17 protein-coding genes are annotated in these 17029 nt (G+C 61.6%); 11 read left to right on the top strand and 6 right to left on the bottom strand.

From position 1 onward, the window contains the following. The 4 genes from J2J98_RS29425 to glpK all read left to right on the top strand — a co-directional run bounded on the left by J2J98_RS29425 (position 1) and on the right by glpK (position 4578). Positions 1-828: a carbohydrate ABC transporter permease gene (locus tag J2J98_RS29425; protein WP_064709985.1), complete on the top strand. Its 828-nt coding sequence runs from the start codon at positions 1-3 to the stop codon at positions 826-828. A gap of 13 nt (positions 829-841) precedes the next feature. Continuing rightward, positions 842-1123 (top strand): DUF2160 domain-containing protein, encoded by a 282-nt coding sequence (locus J2J98_RS29430; RefSeq protein ID WP_064709984.1) that lies wholly within the window; start codon positions 842-844, stop codon positions 1121-1123. 77 nt (positions 1124-1200) lie between these two features. Then, positions 1201-2925: an ABC transporter substrate-binding protein gene (locus tag J2J98_RS29435; RefSeq protein WP_064709983.1), complete on the top strand. Its 1725-nt coding sequence runs from the start codon at positions 1201-1203 to the stop codon at positions 2923-2925. 150 nt (positions 2926-3075) lie between these two features. Next, positions 3076-4578, top strand: a complete 1503-nt coding sequence (glpK, locus tag J2J98_RS29440; RefSeq protein WP_207604263.1) for a glycerol kinase GlpK — start codon at positions 3076-3078, stop codon at positions 4576-4578. 24 nt (positions 4579-4602) lie between these two features. On the opposite strand, the gene J2J98_RS29445 is transcribed toward glpK, so the two are convergent. The 4 genes from J2J98_RS29445 to J2J98_RS29460 all read right to left on the bottom strand — a co-directional run bounded on the left by J2J98_RS29445 (position 4603) and on the right by J2J98_RS29460 (position 9244). Continuing rightward, on the bottom strand, positions 4603-5604 hold the full coding sequence (locus J2J98_RS29445) for an ABC transporter permease (protein WP_207604264.1): 1002 nt from the start codon (positions 5602-5604) through the stop codon (positions 4603-4605). Positions 5605-5606: 2 nt separating this feature from the next. Further along, the gene (locus tag J2J98_RS29450) at positions 5607-6626 is read right to left on the bottom strand and encodes an ABC transporter permease (protein WP_207604265.1); all 1020 of its coding nucleotides are present in this window, start codon (positions 6624-6626) and stop codon (positions 5607-5609) included. Next, positions 6616-8166 (bottom strand): sugar ABC transporter ATP-binding protein, encoded by a 1551-nt coding sequence (locus J2J98_RS29455; protein ID WP_207604266.1) that lies wholly within the window; start codon positions 8164-8166, stop codon positions 6616-6618. The genes J2J98_RS29450 and J2J98_RS29455 overlap by 11 nt, the downstream gene beginning before the upstream one ends. Before the next feature lie 67 nt (positions 8167-8233). Further along, positions 8234-9244, bottom strand: a complete 1011-nt coding sequence (locus J2J98_RS29460) for a sugar ABC transporter substrate-binding protein (RefSeq protein WP_207604267.1) — start codon at positions 9242-9244, stop codon at positions 8234-8236. 420 nt (positions 9245-9664) lie between these two features. Here J2J98_RS29460 and J2J98_RS29465 point away from each other — a divergent pair, with 420 nt between their 5' ends. The 7 genes from J2J98_RS29465 (at position 9665) to J2J98_RS29495 (ending at position 14808) form a co-directional block, all read left to right on the top strand. After that, on the top strand, positions 9665-10528 hold the full coding sequence (locus J2J98_RS29465; protein WP_138395888.1) for a helix-turn-helix domain-containing protein: 864 nt from the start codon (positions 9665-9667) through the stop codon (positions 10526-10528). Between the two features lie 107 nt (positions 10529-10635). Next, complete coding sequence (locus J2J98_RS29470) at positions 10636-11073, top strand: VOC family protein (protein WP_138395889.1); 438 nt, start codon at positions 10636-10638, stop codon at positions 11071-11073. A gap of 55 nt (positions 11074-11128) precedes the next feature. After that, on the top strand, positions 11129-12175 hold the full coding sequence (locus J2J98_RS29475) for an ABC transporter substrate-binding protein (protein ID WP_138395890.1): 1047 nt from the start codon (positions 11129-11131) through the stop codon (positions 12173-12175). Positions 12176-12183: 8 nt separating this feature from the next. Next, entirely contained in the window at positions 12184-12972 is a 789-nt protein-coding gene (locus J2J98_RS29480; RefSeq protein ID WP_207604268.1) for an ABC transporter ATP-binding protein, read from the top strand. Beyond that, on the top strand, positions 12969-13739 hold the full coding sequence (locus tag J2J98_RS29485) for an ABC transporter permease (RefSeq protein ID WP_207604269.1): 771 nt from the start codon (positions 12969-12971) through the stop codon (positions 13737-13739). Before J2J98_RS29480 ends, J2J98_RS29485 begins: the two co-directional genes overlap by 4 nt. Before the next feature lie 158 nt (positions 13740-13897). Next, the gene (locus J2J98_RS29490; RefSeq protein WP_138395934.1) at positions 13898-14329 is read left to right on the top strand and encodes an antitoxin Xre-like helix-turn-helix domain-containing protein; all 432 of its coding nucleotides are present in this window, start codon (positions 13898-13900) and stop codon (positions 14327-14329) included. Beyond that, positions 14326-14808 carry an RES family NAD+ phosphorylase gene (locus J2J98_RS29495; protein ID WP_064712020.1) on the top strand — a complete coding sequence of 161 codons (483 nt, stop codon included), beginning with the start codon at positions 14326-14328 and terminating at the stop codon, positions 14806-14808. The genes J2J98_RS29490 and J2J98_RS29495 overlap by 4 nt, the downstream gene beginning before the upstream one ends. Positions 14809-14846: 38 nt before the next feature. Here the strand turns inward: J2J98_RS29495 and pdxA are convergent, their stop codons facing one another. Together pdxA and J2J98_RS29505 are read right to left on the bottom strand one after the other, a co-directional pair. Next, on the bottom strand, positions 14847-15833 hold the full coding sequence (gene pdxA / locus J2J98_RS29500; RefSeq protein ID WP_207604270.1) for a 4-hydroxythreonine-4-phosphate dehydrogenase PdxA: 987 nt from the start codon (positions 15831-15833) through the stop codon (positions 14847-14849). 27 nt (positions 15834-15860) lie between these two features. Beyond that, positions 15861-16994, bottom strand: coding sequence for an iron-containing alcohol dehydrogenase (locus J2J98_RS29505; RefSeq protein WP_138395895.1), 1134 nt, complete (start codon positions 16992-16994; stop codon positions 15861-15863). Positions 16995-17029 lie beyond the last annotated feature (35 nt).

A 17029-nucleotide genomic window follows, 5' to 3' on the forward strand; every position in this document is an offset into this window, starting at 1 on the left:
ATGGGTTCGAGAATGAAATACAAGCCCGCAGGAAATCTCTCCTGGGTAGTCACGACGCTCTACATCCTTTTTCTGCTCCTGCCGATCTACTGGCTGATCAACATGAGCTTCAAGGAGAATGCCGAGATCACGGGCGCGTTCTCGCTGTGGCCGCAAAATCCGACGCTTCGGAACTACACCGTCATCTTCACCGATCCGTCCTGGTACAGCGGTTACATTAACTCCATCATCTACGTGGCGATGAACACGGTAATTTCAGTGCTCGCAGCGCTGCCGGCGGCCTACGCCTTTTCGCGTTACCGTTTCCTCGGCGACAAGCACCTGTTCTTCTGGCTGCTGACCAACCGTATGGCGCCGCCCGCCGTTTTCGCGCTGCCCTTCTTCCAGCTCTATTCGGCCTTCGGTCTCATCGACACGCATATCGCCGTGGCGCTTGCCCACTGCCTGTTCAACGTGCCGCTGGCGGTCTGGATCCTCGAAGGCTTCATGTCCGGCGTGCCGAAGGAGATCGACGAAACCGCCTACATCGACGGCTACTCCTTCCCGCGCTTCTTCGTGAAGATATTCATGCCGCTGATCGCAAGTGGGATCGGCGTCGCCGCCTTCTTCTGCTTCATGTTCTCCTGGGTCGAGCTGCTGCTTGCCCGCACGTTGACGACGACGGCGGCCAAGCCGATCTCGGCGATCATGACGCGCACGGTCTCCGCCTCCGGTATGGATTGGGGCGTGCTGGCGGCGGCCGGCGTGCTCACCATCATCCCCGGCGCGCTCGTCATCTATTTCGTCCGCAACTACATCGCCAAGGGCTTTGCCCTGGGCCGCGTCTGAGGAGGAGACCGCAATGACATTTTCCTGGATGGCATGGACGCTGCCGACGGCGCTGTTCTTCCTGACGATCCTGGCGCTTCTGATCGCGATGAGCGGCTGGGAATATTTTTCGCCGGGCGGCTCGCCGCGCACAGGCGTGCTGCGTTTCGAGACGACGCGCGGCGACCGGCTTTTCATTTCGCTGCTGGGCAGCGCTTTCATTCATCTTGCATGGCTTGGGCTCGCTGGGCCCAACCTGTGGTGGGCTCTTGCCATTTCCGTAGTCTACGCCATCGGCGTGTTCCGCTACGTGTGACGGCAAGGAGAAGACAGATGGCCGGGGTACTGGCCGCCTGAGACGTGACTGCAATCGCAAACCCTTGGGAGGATATTATGCGACGGCACTTATTGACGACGACAGCATGCTTGCTGCTGGCGATGACAGGTTCGGCCTATGCCGGCATGGACGAGGCGAAGACCTTCCTCGACAAGGAAGTCGGCGACCTCTCGACGCTTCCCCGCGCCGACCAGGAAAAGGAAATGCAGTGGTTCGTCGATGCAGCGAAACCCTTCGCCGGCATGGACATCAAGGTCGTTTCCGAAACGATCGCGACCCACGAATATGAATCCAAGGTGCTGGCCCCGGCTTTCACCGCCATCACCGGCATCAAGATCACCCATGACCTGATCGGCGAAGGCGATGTCGTGGAAAAGCTGCAGACTCAGATGCAGTCGGGCGAAAACATCTATGACGCCTACATCAACGATAGCGACCTGATTGGCACCCATTGGCGCTATCAGCAGGCCCGCTCGCTGACCGACTGGATGGCCAATGAAGGCAAGGACGTCACCAATCCGGGCATCGACATCGACGACTTCATCGGCAAGTCCTTCACCACGGCCCCGGACGGCAAGCTCTACCAGCTGCCGGACCAGCAGTTCGCGAACCTCTACTGGTTCCGCTACGACTGGTTCAATGACGAGAAGAACAAGGCGGACTTCAAGGCGAAGTACGGCTACGATCTCGGCGTGCCGGTCAACTGGTCGGCCTATGAGGACATCGCCGAGTTCTTCACGGGCCGCGAAGTCGACGGCAAGAAGGTCTATGGCCACATGGACTACGGCAAGAAGGACCCGTCGCTCGGCTGGCGCTTCACCGACGCCTGGTTGTCGATGGCCGGCAATGGCGACAAGGGCATCCCGAACGGCAAGCCGGTCGACGAATGGGGTATCAAGGTCGACGAGAACTCCCGTCCTGTCGGTTCGTGCGTCGCGCGCGGTGGCGACACCAACGGTCCGGCCGCGGTCTATTCCATCCAGAAGTATCTAGACTGGATGAAGGCCTATGCACCGGCTGCCGCTCAGGGTATGACCTTCTCCGAATCCGGGCCGGTCCCCTCGCAGGGCGAGATCGCGCAGCAGATGTTCACCTACACGGCCTTCACCGCCGACTTCGTCAAGGAAGGCCTGCCGGTCGTCAATGCGGACGGCACGCCTAAATGGCGCTTCGCACCGAGCCCGCATGGCGTCTACTGGAAGGACGGCATGAAGCTCGGCTATCAGGATGCCGGATCGTGGACGCTGATGAAGTCCACGCCAGACGATCGCGCCAAGGCCGCCTGGCTCTATGCCCAGTTCGTCACATCGAAGACCGTCGACGTGAAGAAGAGCCATGTCGGCCTGACCTTCATCCGCCAGTCCACGCTCGATCATAAGTCCTTTACCGACCGCGCACCGAAGCTCGGGGGCCTCGTCGAATTCTACCGTTCGCCGGCCCGCCTGCAGTGGTCGCCGACCGGTACGAACGTTCCTGACTATCCGAAGCTCGCGCAGCTCTGGTGGCAGGCGATTGGTGACGCCTCCTCCGGCGCCAAGACGGCTCAGGCAGCAATGGACTCGCTTTGCGCCGAACAGGAAAAGGTGCTGCAGCGCCTGGAACGCGCCAAGGTCCAGGGCGATATCGGTCCGAAGCTCGCCGAAGAGCACGATCTTGAATATTGGAACAAGGACGCCGTCGCGAAGGGCAACCTTGCACCGCAGCTGAAGATCGAAAACGAGAAGGACAAGCCGATCACTGTCAACTACGACGAACTCGTCAAGAGCTGGCAGAAGAACTAAGGCGGACCCTGCCGGAAGCGACGAGGCTTCCGGCCATCACTTCCCGCCACCGGCGATTAGCCGGTGGCACCCCACAATCTTTCTCTCACAAATTATCCGCGCCCTGCCGCCCGGCGGCAGGGACCGGTTTCGTGCGAGCTGGAGACGGTTATGAGCGGCTACATTCTTTCGATCGATCAAGGCACGACATCGTCGCGCGCGATCATCTTCGATGGCGACATGAAAATGGCCGGCTCGGCCCAGGCGGAAATCACCCAATATTATCCGCAGCCCGGCTGGGTGGAGCATGACGCCGCCGAAATCTGGCAGTCCGTCATCGATACCGTGCGAGGGGCAATCGCCGATGCCCGCTTGGACGCCGACGCAATCGCTGCGATCGGCATCACCAATCAGCGCGAGACGGCGGTCGTCTGGGATCGCCGCTCCGGAACACCGCTTCACCGCGCGATCGTCTGGCAGGATAGGCGCACGGCCGAAATGTGCGAGAGCCTGAAGGCCGACGGATATGAGAAGTTGTTCAGCGCCAAGACCGGCCTGCTGCTCGATCCCTATTTCTCAGGAACGAAGCTGCGCTGGCTGCTCGATAATGTGGATGGCCTGCGCGAAATGGCGGAGGCGGGCGAAGTCTGCTTCGGCACGATCGACAGTTGGCTGATCTACAAGCTGACTGATGGTCGCGTGCATGCCACCGATGCGACCAATGCGTCGCGGACGCTGCTCTACAATATCGACGACGGCGCGTGGGACGAGGAGCTTCTCGGCATTCTCGGCATCCCGGCCGTCATGCTTCCCGAGGTGAAGGAATGCGCCGATGATTTCGGCCAGGTGGACGAGGCGCTGTTCGGCGCCCCGCTCCCGATTCTCGGTGTGGCAGGCGACCAGCAGGCGGCGGCGGTGGGCAATGCCTGCTTCGAGCCAGGCATGATGAAATCCACTTACGGCACCGGCTGCTTTGCCCTGCTCAATACCGGCAGGGACCGTGTTTCCTCTTCCAACCGCATGCTGACGACGATTGCCTGCCGGCTCGACGGCGAAACGACCTATGCGCTCGAAGGCTCGATCTTCATCGCCGGTGCCGCCGTCCAATGGCTGCGCGATGGGCTCGGCATCATAAACCAGGCCTCCGAGGCGGGGGGGCTTGCGACCAAGGCCGACCCCGGACAGCAGGTCTATATCGTTCCCGCTTTCACCGGTCTCGGCGCGCCCTATTGGGACCCGGCCGCGCGCGGCGCAATTTTCGGCCTGACGCGCAACAGCGGCCCGGCGGAGTTTGCCCGCGCCGTGCTTGAATCCGTCGCCTATCAGACGCTCGACCTGCTGGTGGCCATGAAAAAGGACTGGGGCGCAAACCAGTTGGAAACCGTGCTGCGCGTGGATGGCGGCATGGCAGCGTCGGATTGGACGATGCAGTGCCTGGCGGACATCACCGGAAATCCCGTCGATCGCTCGGCGATCCGCGAGACGACGGCGCTCGGAGCCGCCTGGCTTGCCGGCTCGAAAGCCGGCATCTGGCCGGGCAAAGGGGAGTTTGCGCAGGCTTGGGCCTGCGATCGCCGCTTCAGCCCTTCGATGGAAGAGACCGAGCGGCAGGCCAAGATCATCGGTTGGAAGAATGCGGTGTCGCGGATGATCTCGGACACCTCGGCGGGCTGACCTATTCCGCGGATACTGCAGCTCTCACGCGCGGGTGGCGGCTTTCCTGTTGATGAAGCTCAGGGCGAGCACGACAAAAATCAGCGTGCCTGTCCCGACCTGCTGCCAGTAGAAATTCAAATCGGTCAGCAGGAGGCCGTTGGCGACGATGCTGAGCAGCAGCACGCCGAGGACGGTGCCGCTGACGTTCGGCCGCCCGAGCGGGCTGAGCGTCGTGCCGATAAAGGTCGCGCCGATGGCGTTCAGCAGGAAGGCGTTGCCAGAGGAGGGGATGTAGACGTTAACGGTCGCCGTCAGGATCAAGCCGGCGACAGCCGCGATCAACCCGACGATGACGAAGGTTGCGGCGATATGGGCCGATGCAGCGATGCCGGAATAGCGCACGACGGCCGGCTGGATGCCGATCGACAGGATGACGCGGCCGAAGCGCGTGCGGGCAAAGGCGACCGCGGCGGCGGCTATGATGAGGATTGCGGCCGCAAGCGGCACCGGAAAGCCGGCGATCGTGCCGTGGCCGAGAAAGCGGAAGGCTTCCGGCACACCGCTCGGCGGCAGGTAGACAGGGTTGCCGCAATTGGTCAGTAATTGCTGGGCACTGCGGCCGATGAACAGCGTGCCGAGCGTTGCAAGGAAGGGGGAGACGCCAATCCCTGAGATCAGCAGCGCGTTGACGGCACCGACGAGTGCTCCTGCCCCCAGCCCGGCAAGGGCCGCAATCGCCACCGGCTGACCCGCGAGGACCAGGGAGACGAAGGCGAAGCTGGCAAAATCCATCGCCGTTCCCAAAGAGAGATCGATCCCGCCCGAGGAGACGGCGAAGGTCATGGCGATCGATACGATGGCAAGCAGCGTGAAATTATTGACCAGGATGCTCTGAAGGTTGGCGAGCGTCAGAAACGTCGGCGTTGCCGCGGAGAAGATGGCGGACACCGCCACGAGCGCAAGGATCAGCCCGTAACGCACCACGCCGGCAGCGATGAGGCGTGGCAGGTCGTAGACGGCTGATGTCGAAGACTGAAGCGACATGATCAAGCCTCCTGTCGGCGCAACAGGGTGGTCGCGGAGACCACGAGCAGAATGAGCAAGCCCTGGACGCCGCTGACCAGCGTGCTCGAAATGTTGAGCAGCTGGAAGCCATTTGTGAGGAAACCGACCAGCAGGGCCGAGAGGAAGGTGCCGCTGATCGTGGGAACCAACCGGCGCGAAAAGACCGAGCCGAGCAGAGCGGTGACGACGACGGGCAACAGCATCTCCCCGGAGCCGGTCGTGCTGCCGCTCAGATAGGAGACGCTCAAGATACCGGCGATGCCGCCGGACACGCCGCTGGCGATGAATGCGCCGGCAAGCAGGCGGCGAAGTGGCAGGCCGGCGGCGCGCGCCGCATCCGGGAGCTCGCCGACGGCATAAAGGCGCAGGCCAAGCGGGGTATATTGGATGATGGCCGTTGCAAGTGCCGTGAAACCGAGAAGCGCGTAGGCAAGAACGGGCAGGCCTAGGGGACCGGACGCCGAAAGCGCCGAGAGGAAGGGCGTGGAGGCCGGCAGAACGGTATTCTGGGTCAGCACCAGTTCGAGGCCGGCGACGACATTCATCACCGCAAGTGTGGCCAGCAACGGCACGATGCCGGCATAGACGACGGCAATGGCATTGACCGTACCGATCAGCGCTCCGGTCCCGATCGCCGCCGAGATCGCCGCCCCGTCGCCGAAGCCGAGCTGGGTCAAGGTGGCGTAGACGGCGGCGCTGAGACCCATATTGGCCGCGAGCGAAAGATCGATGCCGCCGGTGACGACATTGGAGCCGCCGGCAATCAGAACGACGGTCAGTCCGATAGCGAGCACGCCGGAAATGGCGGATTGACCGAGCACGTTGCCGATATTTCCGACGCTAAGGAAGTAAGGCGCCGTGAGCGAGAAGACGATCAGAATGGCTGCAAAAACGATCAGTGATCCGAAGCGCAGCGCCGCAGCCGCGATGTTACCGGCCGGCCTGGGAGGCGGTACTATTGCCGAAAAGTCGGCAGGCGCGAATTCCACTTCAGCCGACATGGCGTTGTCCCTCCGACGATCCGGTCGATTCCGCCAGCACGGCATCCGCAGTAGTCTCCGACGAGATGAATTCCCGCACCACGCGACCGCGGAAGAGCACGAGGATGCGATCCGTGATGCCGATGAGTTCTGGCAGATCCGAAGACAGTACGATGACGCCGGCGCCCCGCGCCGCGAGTTCGCCGATGAGCGTGTAGATCTCGACTTTGGAGCCGATATCGACGCCGACCGTCGGCTCGTCGAGGAGATAGACCTCCGAGTGCCGGCTGAGCCACTTGGCAATCGCCACCTTCTGCTGGTTGCCGCCCGAGAGTGTACGCAAAAGCGCGTTCCGCCCGCTGGTCTTCACCTGAAGCCGCGTGAGCAGGGCATCGACTTCGCGCCGCTCGCGCTTGCGGTCGAGAAAGCCGAAACGCGAGAGGCGGCCGAGGCTTGGAAGACTGGTATTTTCCGCGACACTGAGATCGAGTGCAACGCCGTGGCGGCGGCGATCCTCCGGCACCAGCGCGACCTCATGGCCGGCCGCCTGCGTTGGATTGGTAAAACGGGCGGGTTTGCCGTTGATTTCGACGCGGCCGGAAGATGGCGTCTCCAGACCGAAGAGAGCACGCACCAGCTCTTTTGCGCCGGAGCCGAGCAGGCCGGTGAGGCCGAGCACCTCGCCGCGGCGAAGCGAGAAACTGATGTCGCTGTATTTTCCCGGCGCCGACAGCTGCTCGACCTTGAGCATCTCTTCGCCGGGCCTAACCTCAGGCTTCGGAAACATCTCCTTGATATCCCGCTCGACCATCAGCCGGGCGATCGCTGCGGCCGAAGTCTCGCCGATCGGCGCGGAAGTGACATCAAGCCCGTTGCGCAGCACCGTGACGTGGTCGCAGAGCTCCTCGATTTCGTTCAGGTAGTGCGAGATGTAGATTATGGTCACCCCTTCATCGCGCAGTCGGCGGATCAACCGGAAGAGGATATCGGCCTCGCGGCGCACCAGGGCCGCCGTCGGCTCATCGAAGACGAGCACCTTCGGCTGGTTGAGCAGGGCGCGGGTGATCTGCACGATCTGCTTTTCGGCGGTCGACAATTCGCCGATCAGGGCAGCGTTTGGCAAGCGGACGCCGAAATAGTCGTTGAGGATCTCGGAGGCGTGGCGCTGCATCAGCCGCCGGTCGAGGAAAGGCGTGCCCGGTATGCGCGGTTCCCGGCCGAGAAACAGCGCTTCGCTGACGGTGAAGGTCGGCACCAGCAGCCGGTCCTGGTGAATGAAGTAAATGCCGAGCTCTTCGGCAAGATGCGGCGTCAGCCTTTCGAACGTCTGTCCTTCGATCTCGATCCGCCCGTCATCCGGCTGATGGAGGCCGGCAAGCAGCTTGATCAGCGTCGACTTACCGGCGCCATTCTGCCCGACGAGACCATGGATGGTTCCGCGCTTGACGATCAGCGACGCTCCTGCCAACGCCTGTGCGCCGCCAAAACGTTTGACGATGCCTTCGAAGCGGATGATGTCGTCTCGCGCCGTCACCGGCTGCTTCAAGGAAATGGCAGTCATGCAATCCATCCCGACGTGGTGCCAATAGTGAGCGGTCCGGCACGGCCGGACCGTCCATCAGGCTGCGTCAGCCAATGCCGAGTTTCTTGGTGACTTCGCCGACATTCAGCTTGTTGGCCAGAAGTGCGGGAACGTAGGTCTCGCGCGGCAGCGTCTGGCCGGCGAGCAGCTTGGCGACGTTGCGGATGGCGGTGCGGCCGATTTCCGCTGGCTGCTGCGCGACATCGGCGCCAGCAGGCGAATTCGGATCTGCGATGAGCTGCAGCACTTCGGGGCTGCCATCGACGCCATAGGTGCGGATTTCGGTCCGCCCTGCTGCCGTCAGCGCCTGAGTCGCGCCGAGCTGGGGAATGTCCCAGGCCGACCAAATTGCCTTGATTGATCCCTTTTCCGGATATTTGTTGAGGATCGCCGTGATCTGGGTGAAAGCGTCCTGTACCGTATTCGGGATGACGTCGCGCAGTTCCGGCTGGAGGATCTTCACCTTCGGGAAATATTTGACGACGTTGACCAGCTGGTCGTAGCGGATTGCGCAGGGGGTCACGCCATAGAAGCCGTTGAAGACCACGATATTGCCTTCGCCGCCGATATCGGAGACGAGCTGCAGCGCTAGGTCTTTGCCGATGCCCCAATTGTCTGATGTGGTATTGTTGATCGAATTGGTTGAGCCGACGTCGACGGTCAGAACCGGGATGCCGGCATCACGCGCCTTCTTCAGCCAGGGATCGATGACGCTCAGCGTGCCGAGGATCTGAACGATCGCATCTGGCTTCTGAGCGATCAGCGTCTGGAGCTGCGAGACCAGCTTGCCGTCATTGCGCCCGGCATCGACGGCGATCGGCTCGCCGCCGAGGCGCTTCACCTCTTCTATCTGGGCATTGTAGGCCTGCAGGTCGAAGAAGTGATCGGTCCCGGTGGCGCTGATGGCAATGCGCTTGCCTTTCAGCGACAGCTCTTCGGCCGCAAAAACCGGCTTCTGCCCGATGAGCGAAGCACCGGCGAAGGCAACCCCGGCCGCGGCGGACAGTTTCAACAGGTCTCGTCTTCCGAGACTGCTTCCGGATTTTTCGATGGTCATTCCCACTCTCCAAATTGATGTTGTCTATAAATTAAGTGTACTAATAGGAATGGGGAGAAACGAATTTCCAAAAAGACCATCTCCGAGAAAAAGAGTGGATGGAGCAAAAGCGCATTCCTGGCTGCGGTTTGCCGTGGCCGGGAATGATTTCGGATGCCGCGCGCTGTTGAGAGCGATCCGATGGGTCTGCAGCCACCCGATCAGGAAGAAGCATGCATTGCATAATTCTTGCGCATGCGACCAAATTTGCTGATGATGAACGCCTGCCAGGTCGTGGTGCCGTGTGGCATGACAGCGGGCAGAAAATCACGATTTAAATGGGCACGGTCGGGTTTTATCCCACGACGTCGATATCCAGCGCGAAGCTTGGCTTCCATTTGGCGCGCAACTTGCCTCTTCCCTGCCAGGGAGAATGAAACAATGCCCGATATCGACCCGCAGATTTTCTCAATTAGCCGGCCATCCCTTGGAGGCTACAAGGCCTTCGTCCAACGCGACATGATTGTTGAGACCTATCGCAGCGCTGCGGGACAGATGGTTTCGAAGGGCTCGCTTCACAGAATCTCGATCAACCGTACGGCGCACGGAAAATATGCCTATCGGCTTGGAAGCGGGGCGTTCCGCAAAGTTGAAAGGCCGCCGTTCACCCTGGGATTTCAACCGGCTGCCACGGTCCTTGAAGTCGAGGGCGATGCGGCGGATTATATCTCGATCTTCCAGTCGCCTGCGCTCTACAGCAGCCTCGGGGGCTCTCGCTTCGATCCGGAGCATTGGGATAGTGATGCACTGAGCGCGACGACTGATCCGACAACGCTGCAGGTTGCACTTTCTCTTGCATTTGCAGTCGAGAAGACCGGGCGCGACGATCTGCTTTTGATGCAGCATCTGGGAATGGCACTTGCCTGTTGCGTTGTAAAACTGCTGGGCGCCAGACCTGAGGCCGGTGATCGTCCGCTGACATCGGAAAATCTCCGGCGCGTGATCGATTACATCGAGAACCTGCTTGGCAAATCCGATCTGAGTGTGGAGGAGCTGGCCGGTGTGGCCCATATGAGCCCCTTTCACTTCAGCAGGGAATTTAAACGGGCGGCGGGCGTGGCGCCGCATCGCTTCGTCCTCGAACGCAGGATCGAGCGCGCGCGACTTTATCTCGCCGATGGCAAGGAGACGCTTGCAAGCATCGCTTACGCTACAGGCTTTTCCAGCCAGGCGCATTTCTCCAGCGTCTTTCGCCGCCTGATGGGGGCGACACCGAAGGAATACCGGCGTTCGGTCCGTCTTTGAGTCGGCGCCCGCGGACGGCGAATCAGCAATTTTGCGAAAGATAATCGCACGAATTTGAAATCCCTTGAGGCTGTTGTCTGCGAGGCTTTTCCCATCAGGAGGCCTGTATGACCGCTTTTGCCCAAATCAATCCGATTACCGACATCTGTTTTTTGGTCGAGGATATCGAAAGAGCGTCTGCCTTCTATGTCGAGCGGCTTGGCTTCAGACCGCGCCGCCGAGCTCTCGGCTTTGCCGATTTCAAAGGCGCGGGTGTGACGCTGGCGCTCTGGGAGATCGCGCATATCGCCGAGAATACCGGTGTCTCAAGCCGCCGGGCTCCTCCGGGCGTGCACAAGGCCTGCGCGGCCATCGAGCTTGCCTCGCCAGAGCAGGTCGATGCTGCCTATGCGGAGCTGAAAGCCGCCGGCGTGCTCTTCCACGCGCCGCCGCAGAATTACGTCTGGAATGCGCGATGCTGCTATTTCGCCGACCCGGACGACAATCTCTGGGAGATCTATGCGTGGTCGGAAGGCGGCCCGGTCGGCGACATCGACTCGCGGTAACCAGCATAGCGGCCCAGCCAGCCGTTCGGCAAACCAACAAGGGGAAGGTAAGCAAATGAACGGGTATGACAAACAAATCATGGTCGGCAGGCGTAGCGTCCTGAAGGGTGGAGCCTTCGCCCTCGCCGCGGCGACGGCGGGGATCAGCGTGTTCGTACCGCGTCATTCGAACGCCGCCGCATCCAAAGTCGTCATCAAATACGATTGGTTGATGAGCAATGGACAGATCGGCGATATCGTTGCCGCCAAGCAAGGCCTGTTTGAGGCCGAGGGTCTCGACGTCGAGTTCTCCCCTGGAGGTCCCAATTCGGCAACGGTGCCGCCTGTGATCACGGGTGATGCGCAGCTCGGTCAATTCTCGGATTCGGCGCAGCTTCTTCTTGCCCGGTCATCCGGCGTGCCGATCAAGATCTTCGCCTGCGGTTTCCGCACGGCGCCTTTCGCCTTCTATTCGCTGCCCAAGGCGCCGATCCGCACCGTCAAGGATATGGTCGGCAAGCGTATCGGCATCCAGCCGACGGCCCGTTACGTGCTCGATGCCATCCTGCTGAAGAACAATATCGATCCCTCGAGCCTGGCCATTTCCAATATTGGGTTCGACATGACGCCGCTGCTGACCGGCCAGGTCGATGCGGTCACCGGATGGATCACCAACACGCAGGCCCTTTCCGTCATCGGCCCCGACCGCATCGATCTGATGATGAAGCACACGGGCCTGCCATCCTACGCCAATGTCTATTTCGCCACCGACGATGCCGTGAACGGCCACGCCGAGACGCTGGCAAAGGTGCTGCGTGCCGTCGCCAAGGGTTGGGCCTGGACGCATGAACATCCCGAGGAGGCGGTCAAATTGACGGTGGCGGCCTATCCGCAGCTCGATCTTGCCGCAGAACTGAAGACAGTGCCGCGCATATTGTCGCTGAGCTTCGACGCAGAGACCGGCAGGGACGGCTGGGGCAGCTTCGATCCAGCCGCTCTCGCCGAGCAGATTTCCGTCTACGACAAGATCGGCCAGTTCAAGAGCGGCGCGCCGAAGCTGGAGGATTGCTATACGACTGAGATATTGGATATGACGGCGGGTGACCGCCCAAAGATTGCGTGAGAGCGGATTTGCCTGAAGCAGTGGCCATCGAAACCAAGAATCTGGCGATCGGCTATGCCGGCGCCGTCCAGACAACCCGCATTCTTTCCGGCGTCGACCTCAGCGTCGGCAGGGGCGAGTTTCTGACCATTCTCGGCCCTTCCGGTTGCGGCAAGTCGACCTTCTTGCGTGCGTTGGCAGATCTTCTTCCGCCCCTTGACGGGCGGTTGTCGGTGCTCGGCAGGACTGCCTCGGAGGCGCGCCGGGGGCGCGAGGTCGCCTTCGTCTTTCAGGACGCAACGCTGTTACCCTGGCGGACCGTGCGGGAGAATGTCGCGCTGCCGCTGCAGGTGGGGAAGAAGAGCATCTCGCGATCGGTCGATGCGCGCCCCGACCATTGGATCGAGCTGGTCGGCCTGTCGCATCTGGCCGACCGCTATCCGCATCAATTGTCCGGCGGACAACGCCAGCGCGTCGCCATAGCGCGCGCGCTTCAATGCGAGCCGGATATCCTGCTCATGGACGAACCCTTCGGTGCGCTCGACGAAATCACCCGCGAACGACTGAACGATGAGCTTCTTGACGTCTGGCGCCGGACCGGCACGACCATCCTGTTCGTAACCCACAGCGTCGTCGAGGCGATCTATCTCGGCGGACGCGTGCTGGTCCTGGCCGCCAATCCGGGCCGCGTCCAGGCGCTGATCGACCTAAAACCGCTGAAAGACGAGCGCGGCCTCTGTCGGCGCGAGAGCCTCGATGTCCAGGAGACCGCCGCCCATCTGCGAGGATTGCTGCAGGAGGGGAGTGCGGCTGCATGACGCACCGTCCGTTGTCCCTCACAGAGGCAATCGGCCTTCCCATTATCGGCGCCTTTTCGCTGCTCCTAGCCTGGCAATGGCTGGTACCGGCGCTCGGTGTTCCCAGTTATATCGTTCCAACGCCGCTGGCGATCATGCGTACGCTTGGCATCGAATGGCGCTTCATGCTGTCGAACGCCGTCCCGACGTGGGGCGAGGCGGGCCTCGGCTTTCTCCTGGGCAATAGTCTCGCCGTAATACTGGCGGTTGCCTTTGTCTATAATCCGCGGTTCCAGGCCGCCTATTTTCCCGTTGTCCTGCTCTTCAACACGATTCCGGTGCTGGCGCTCGCGCCGATCATCATTCTCATCTTTGGCCTCGGCATGCTACCCAAGGTCATTATCGCCGCTCTCATATGCTTCTTCCCAACCCTGGTGAATACCGCCCGGGGCCTCAATCTGGCTACTGTAAGCGAGCTTGAGCTGATGCATGTTCTTTCGGCGAGTGGGTGGGAAACGTTCTGGCGCCTGCGCGCGCCACGGTCCGCCCCATTGCTGTTTGCATCGCTGCGCATTTCGGCAACCACCTGTGTGATCGGCGCGATCGTTGGGGAGTGGATCGGCTCTAACCAGGGGCTGGGCGCTGTCATCATTCAGTCGACGTTCAACTATCAGGCGGAAAGGCTCTTTGCCGCCGTCGTGCTCGCTTCTCTCTCCGGCATCGTCTTTTTTGCCGTTGTTGCCCAGATCGAGCGGATTTTCCGTTGGCTGCATCAGGGGCAAAGCTGAGGCCCCGGCACGAGCGAACGCCGCCTGGGCAAACGGGAGCCGGCCGGAACGGCGGCGGCGCGGCAATCCGCCGCTATCGAAGATAAGCCGGATCGGCGCTATTGAACATTGGCTCACTTGAGACCAAATATAACCTCAAGTGAAAAGGACCCATGATTATGGTGGGATTTGCTGTCGTGGCCGATGTTCTGGGACTGCCCGCCCGGGAGCCGGCATCACGTTCGGCCTTCGGCCTGCTCTCCAGTATCGAGGAAGGATTGCCGGTCAAGGCGCTCGATCGCATGGCCCTGCTTCTGGCGCCTGATGATATCCAGTTCAAATACCGCCTCGTTCCGAAGGCCACCTACGAGCGGCGCAAGTCCAAGCATCGGCTCTCCTCCGACGAGGGCATAAAGCTCGCCCGTGTCGCGCGAGTCTGGAGCCTGGCGTTGGACGTCTGGCAGACCGAAGACGAGGCGCGTAATTTTCTATTTCGGCCGCATGCGATGCTGGAGGACAGGCGGCCGATCGACCTCGTTATCCAGAGCGAAATCGGCGGCGAACTCGTTCTCGATATCCTCGGAAGCCTGAAATACGGCAGCGCTGCGTGAGCGCGCAACGCCTGGACCGCACGCTGACATCCGTCCGCATCGGTGATCCTGACGGAACCTATCCGATCTTCGACGCCACTGGCTCGACCATTGCGCCGGGGCGGTGGAATACGGCAGGCAGCCCGATCATCTATACGAGCGAACACTATTCGACGGCGCTTCTCGAAAAGCTCGTCCATGGCAGCGGGCGGCTGCCGCCCAACCAGCACTATGTTACCATCACCATACCGCGCGGGGTCAGCTACGAGGTTTTCTCCGAGCCCGCGCTGCCGGGCTGGGACAGCATGCCGGCAGCCGTCAGCCAGGAATTCGGTGAAGGCTGGTGTCAGGAGAAGCGTAGCGCCATCCTGCTGGTGCCGAGCGTCGTCGCCCGCGTCGACCGCAACGTTCTGATCAATCCGGCGCATCCGGAATTCGCCTCGATCACGGCGAGTCTACACGAGCCTGTCTTCTGGGATCGTCGTCTGTTCGGGATTTAACGCGGCAACCGCGAATGTTTCCCGCGGGTGCGTCCGGATCAGGTCCTTTGGCGCGGCGAGCGCGCCATCAGCCGGGCATAGGCAATAGCCGACAGCATGTTGACGTGATTTGCTTTGCCGGTGCCAGCGATATCGAAGGCGGTGCCGTGATCGACCGAGACGCGGTCGATCGGCAGGCCGAGCGAGACGTTGACGGCCGTCTCGAAGGCGACCAGCTTGATCGGGATATGGCCCTGATCGTGATACTGGGCGATGACCAGGTCGAAGGCGCCGTTATAGGCGCGTGCGAAGACTGTGTCGGCGGAGATCGGGCCGACAACGTCAATGCCCTTTGCCTGCGCTTGCTCGACGGCCGGCGCCAGGAATTCCATGTCCTCGGTGCCGAACAGGCCATTCTCGCCGCAATGCGGATTGAGGCCGGCGACGGCAATGCGCGCTTTCTTGCCGAGGCGGAGGAAATGTCTGTGGCCGGCTTCGATGGTCGCCAGCACGCGCTCTGTCTTGGCGCGTTCGATCGCGCCCTTCAGCGAGATATGGGTCGAGACGTGAATGGTATTCAGCCGTTCGGAGGCGAGCAGCATGAACGAGCTCTTTGAGCCTGTGAGGTGCGCGAGAAGCCCGGTATGGCCGTCATGGTGATGGCCGGCAAGGTTCATCGCTTCCTTGTTGATCGGGGCGGTGACGATGACATCGGCTTGTCCCGACATGGCGAGGTCTACGGCGCGGGTGATGTAGCGCACCGAGGCATCGCCGGCGACGGGGCTGACTTTGCCGATTTCGGGTAGAGCGGCGCCGAGCGGGACTTCGTCGACTGCGATCGTATTTCCGTCCTCAGAGGCGGAGGGGCCGAAACCCAGGCCGACGCCGGTCGCGCGTGCTGCCCGTTCCAGTGCTTCGCCATTGCCGACGATGACGAAGTCGCGTCGCTCATCTGTTGGCAATGCCGCCAGTGCCTTCACGATCACCTCCGGGCCAACGCCAGCTGGATCGCCGAGGGTTACTGCAACTTTTGCATTTCTGTCCATCGGTCAGTTCCTCTTGAAAGCGCGGCCTCAATAGGCTGCTTCGTAGATCGAGCGTATGTCAGTGCGCGTCAACTCGCGCGGATTATTATCCAGGAGCCTGCGGATGGCGAAAGCGTCGTCGGCCATGGCGTCGAGATCGTTTTTAGCCACGCCGAGGCCGGACAAGGTCATCTCGATGCCGAGCTCGGCGCAGAACGCGTAGGCCGCATCGAAAACCGATTTTACGGTTTCGGACGTGTCGTAACCGAGCGCCTCCATGATCGCCTTCGTCTTTTCCGGCACGGCCGGCGTGTTGAAAGCAAGAACATGTGGGAAGATCAGCGCATTTGCGGCTCCATGCGCGACATGCCACCGGGTGCCAAGCGGGTAGGCGAGGGCATGGCCGCCCGCCGTATTGACCGGACCGAGGCAGAAACCGCCATAGAGGGATGCAAGCGAAAGGCCGGCGCGGGCTTCGGCATCCGAGCCGTCGCGGACGGCTCGCGGAAGATATTTGCCGACAAGCCGCGTTCCTTCGATCGCGTACATGTCAATCATTGGATGCGCCTTTCGATTGGTGAAGGCCTCAACGCAGTGTGCCATCGCATCGACGCCGGTTGCGGCAGTGGTGCGGGCCGGGACGGAAAAAGTCAGCGACGGATCGATGACGGCGATATCGGCGAGCATATGAAGGCTCTCGACCGCAAGTTTCGCCTTAGTTTCGGGATCGGTGACCAGCGCGCGAATGCCGGCCTCGCTGCCCGTGCCCGATGTCGTCGGCACTTGGGCGAGCGCTGCTTTTCTCGATCCCTGAACCTTGTTCGGGCCAACAACTTCGCGAAGTGTCTGCTCAGAGCCGGCAAGCACGGCAGCGAGCTTGGCAAGATCCATGGCGCTGCCGCCGCCGAAGCCGACGATCAGATCTGCTTGCGCAGCTTCGGCCGCTGCAAGCACCTTGTCGAGATTCGCAATATCCGGCTCGGGCGTCACATCCGAAAAAATCGAAACCTCGCCATCCAGCCGCAAGACATCTATGCGTGCGGCATTGAAGGCGTCCGAGATAACCAGCGTTCTGGAATAGCCCTTGCTGGTGGCCCAGGCCCCGAGCCGCCCGGCGGCCCCAACACCGAATTCAATCAGATGTGGCCGAACAACGGTAACAGGTGAATCCAAGCTGACCATATTAGGTCCTCCGAGCGTGACGGTCAGGGCCGCCA

Origin of the sequence: Rhizobium bangladeshense (assembly GCF_017357245.1) — a bacterium.
GTDB lineage: Bacteria > Pseudomonadota > Alphaproteobacteria > Rhizobiales > Rhizobiaceae > Rhizobium > Rhizobium bangladeshense.

Bases quoted from the DNA above. Each gene is read 5' to 3' on its own strand.
- J2J98_RS29425 (WP_064709985.1), top strand. From the start codon at position 1: ATGGGTTCGAGAATGAAATACAAGCCCGCAGGAAATCTCTCCTGGGTA.
- J2J98_RS29430 (WP_064709984.1), top strand. From the start codon at position 842: ATGACATTTTCCTGGATGGCATGGACGCTGCCGACGGCGCTGTTCTTC.
- J2J98_RS29435 (WP_064709983.1), top strand. From the start codon at position 1,201: ATGCGACGGCACTTATTGACGACGACAGCATGCTTGCTGCTGGCGATG.
- glpK (WP_207604263.1), top strand. From the start codon at position 3,076: ATGAGCGGCTACATTCTTTCGATCGATCAAGGCACGACATCGTCGCGC.
- J2J98_RS29445 (WP_207604264.1), bottom strand. From the start codon at position 5,604: ATGTCGCTTCAGTCTTCGACATCAGCCGTCTACGACCTGCCACGCCTC.
- J2J98_RS29450 (WP_207604265.1), bottom strand. From the start codon at position 6,626: ATGTCGGCTGAAGTGGAATTCGCGCCTGCCGACTTTTCGGCAATAGTA.
- J2J98_RS29455 (WP_207604266.1), bottom strand. From the start codon at position 8,166: ATGACTGCCATTTCCTTGAAGCAGCCGGTGACGGCGCGAGACGACATC.
- J2J98_RS29460 (WP_207604267.1), bottom strand. From the start codon at position 9,244: ATGACCATCGAAAAATCCGGAAGCAGTCTCGGAAGACGAGACCTGTTG.
- J2J98_RS29465 (WP_138395888.1), top strand. From the start codon at position 9,665: ATGCCCGATATCGACCCGCAGATTTTCTCAATTAGCCGGCCATCCCTT.
- J2J98_RS29470 (WP_138395889.1), top strand. From the start codon at position 10,636: ATGACCGCTTTTGCCCAAATCAATCCGATTACCGACATCTGTTTTTTG.
- J2J98_RS29475 (WP_138395890.1), top strand. From the start codon at position 11,129: ATGAACGGGTATGACAAACAAATCATGGTCGGCAGGCGTAGCGTCCTG.
- J2J98_RS29485 (WP_207604269.1), top strand. From the start codon at position 12,969: ATGACGCACCGTCCGTTGTCCCTCACAGAGGCAATCGGCCTTCCCATT.
- J2J98_RS29490 (WP_138395934.1), top strand. From the start codon at position 13,898: ATGGTGGGATTTGCTGTCGTGGCCGATGTTCTGGGACTGCCCGCCCGG.
- pdxA (WP_207604270.1), bottom strand. From the start codon at position 15,833: ATGGACAGAAATGCAAAAGTTGCAGTAACCCTCGGCGATCCAGCTGGC.
- J2J98_RS29505 (WP_138395895.1), bottom strand. From the start codon at position 16,994: ATGGTCAGCTTGGATTCACCTGTTACCGTTGTTCGGCCACATCTGATT.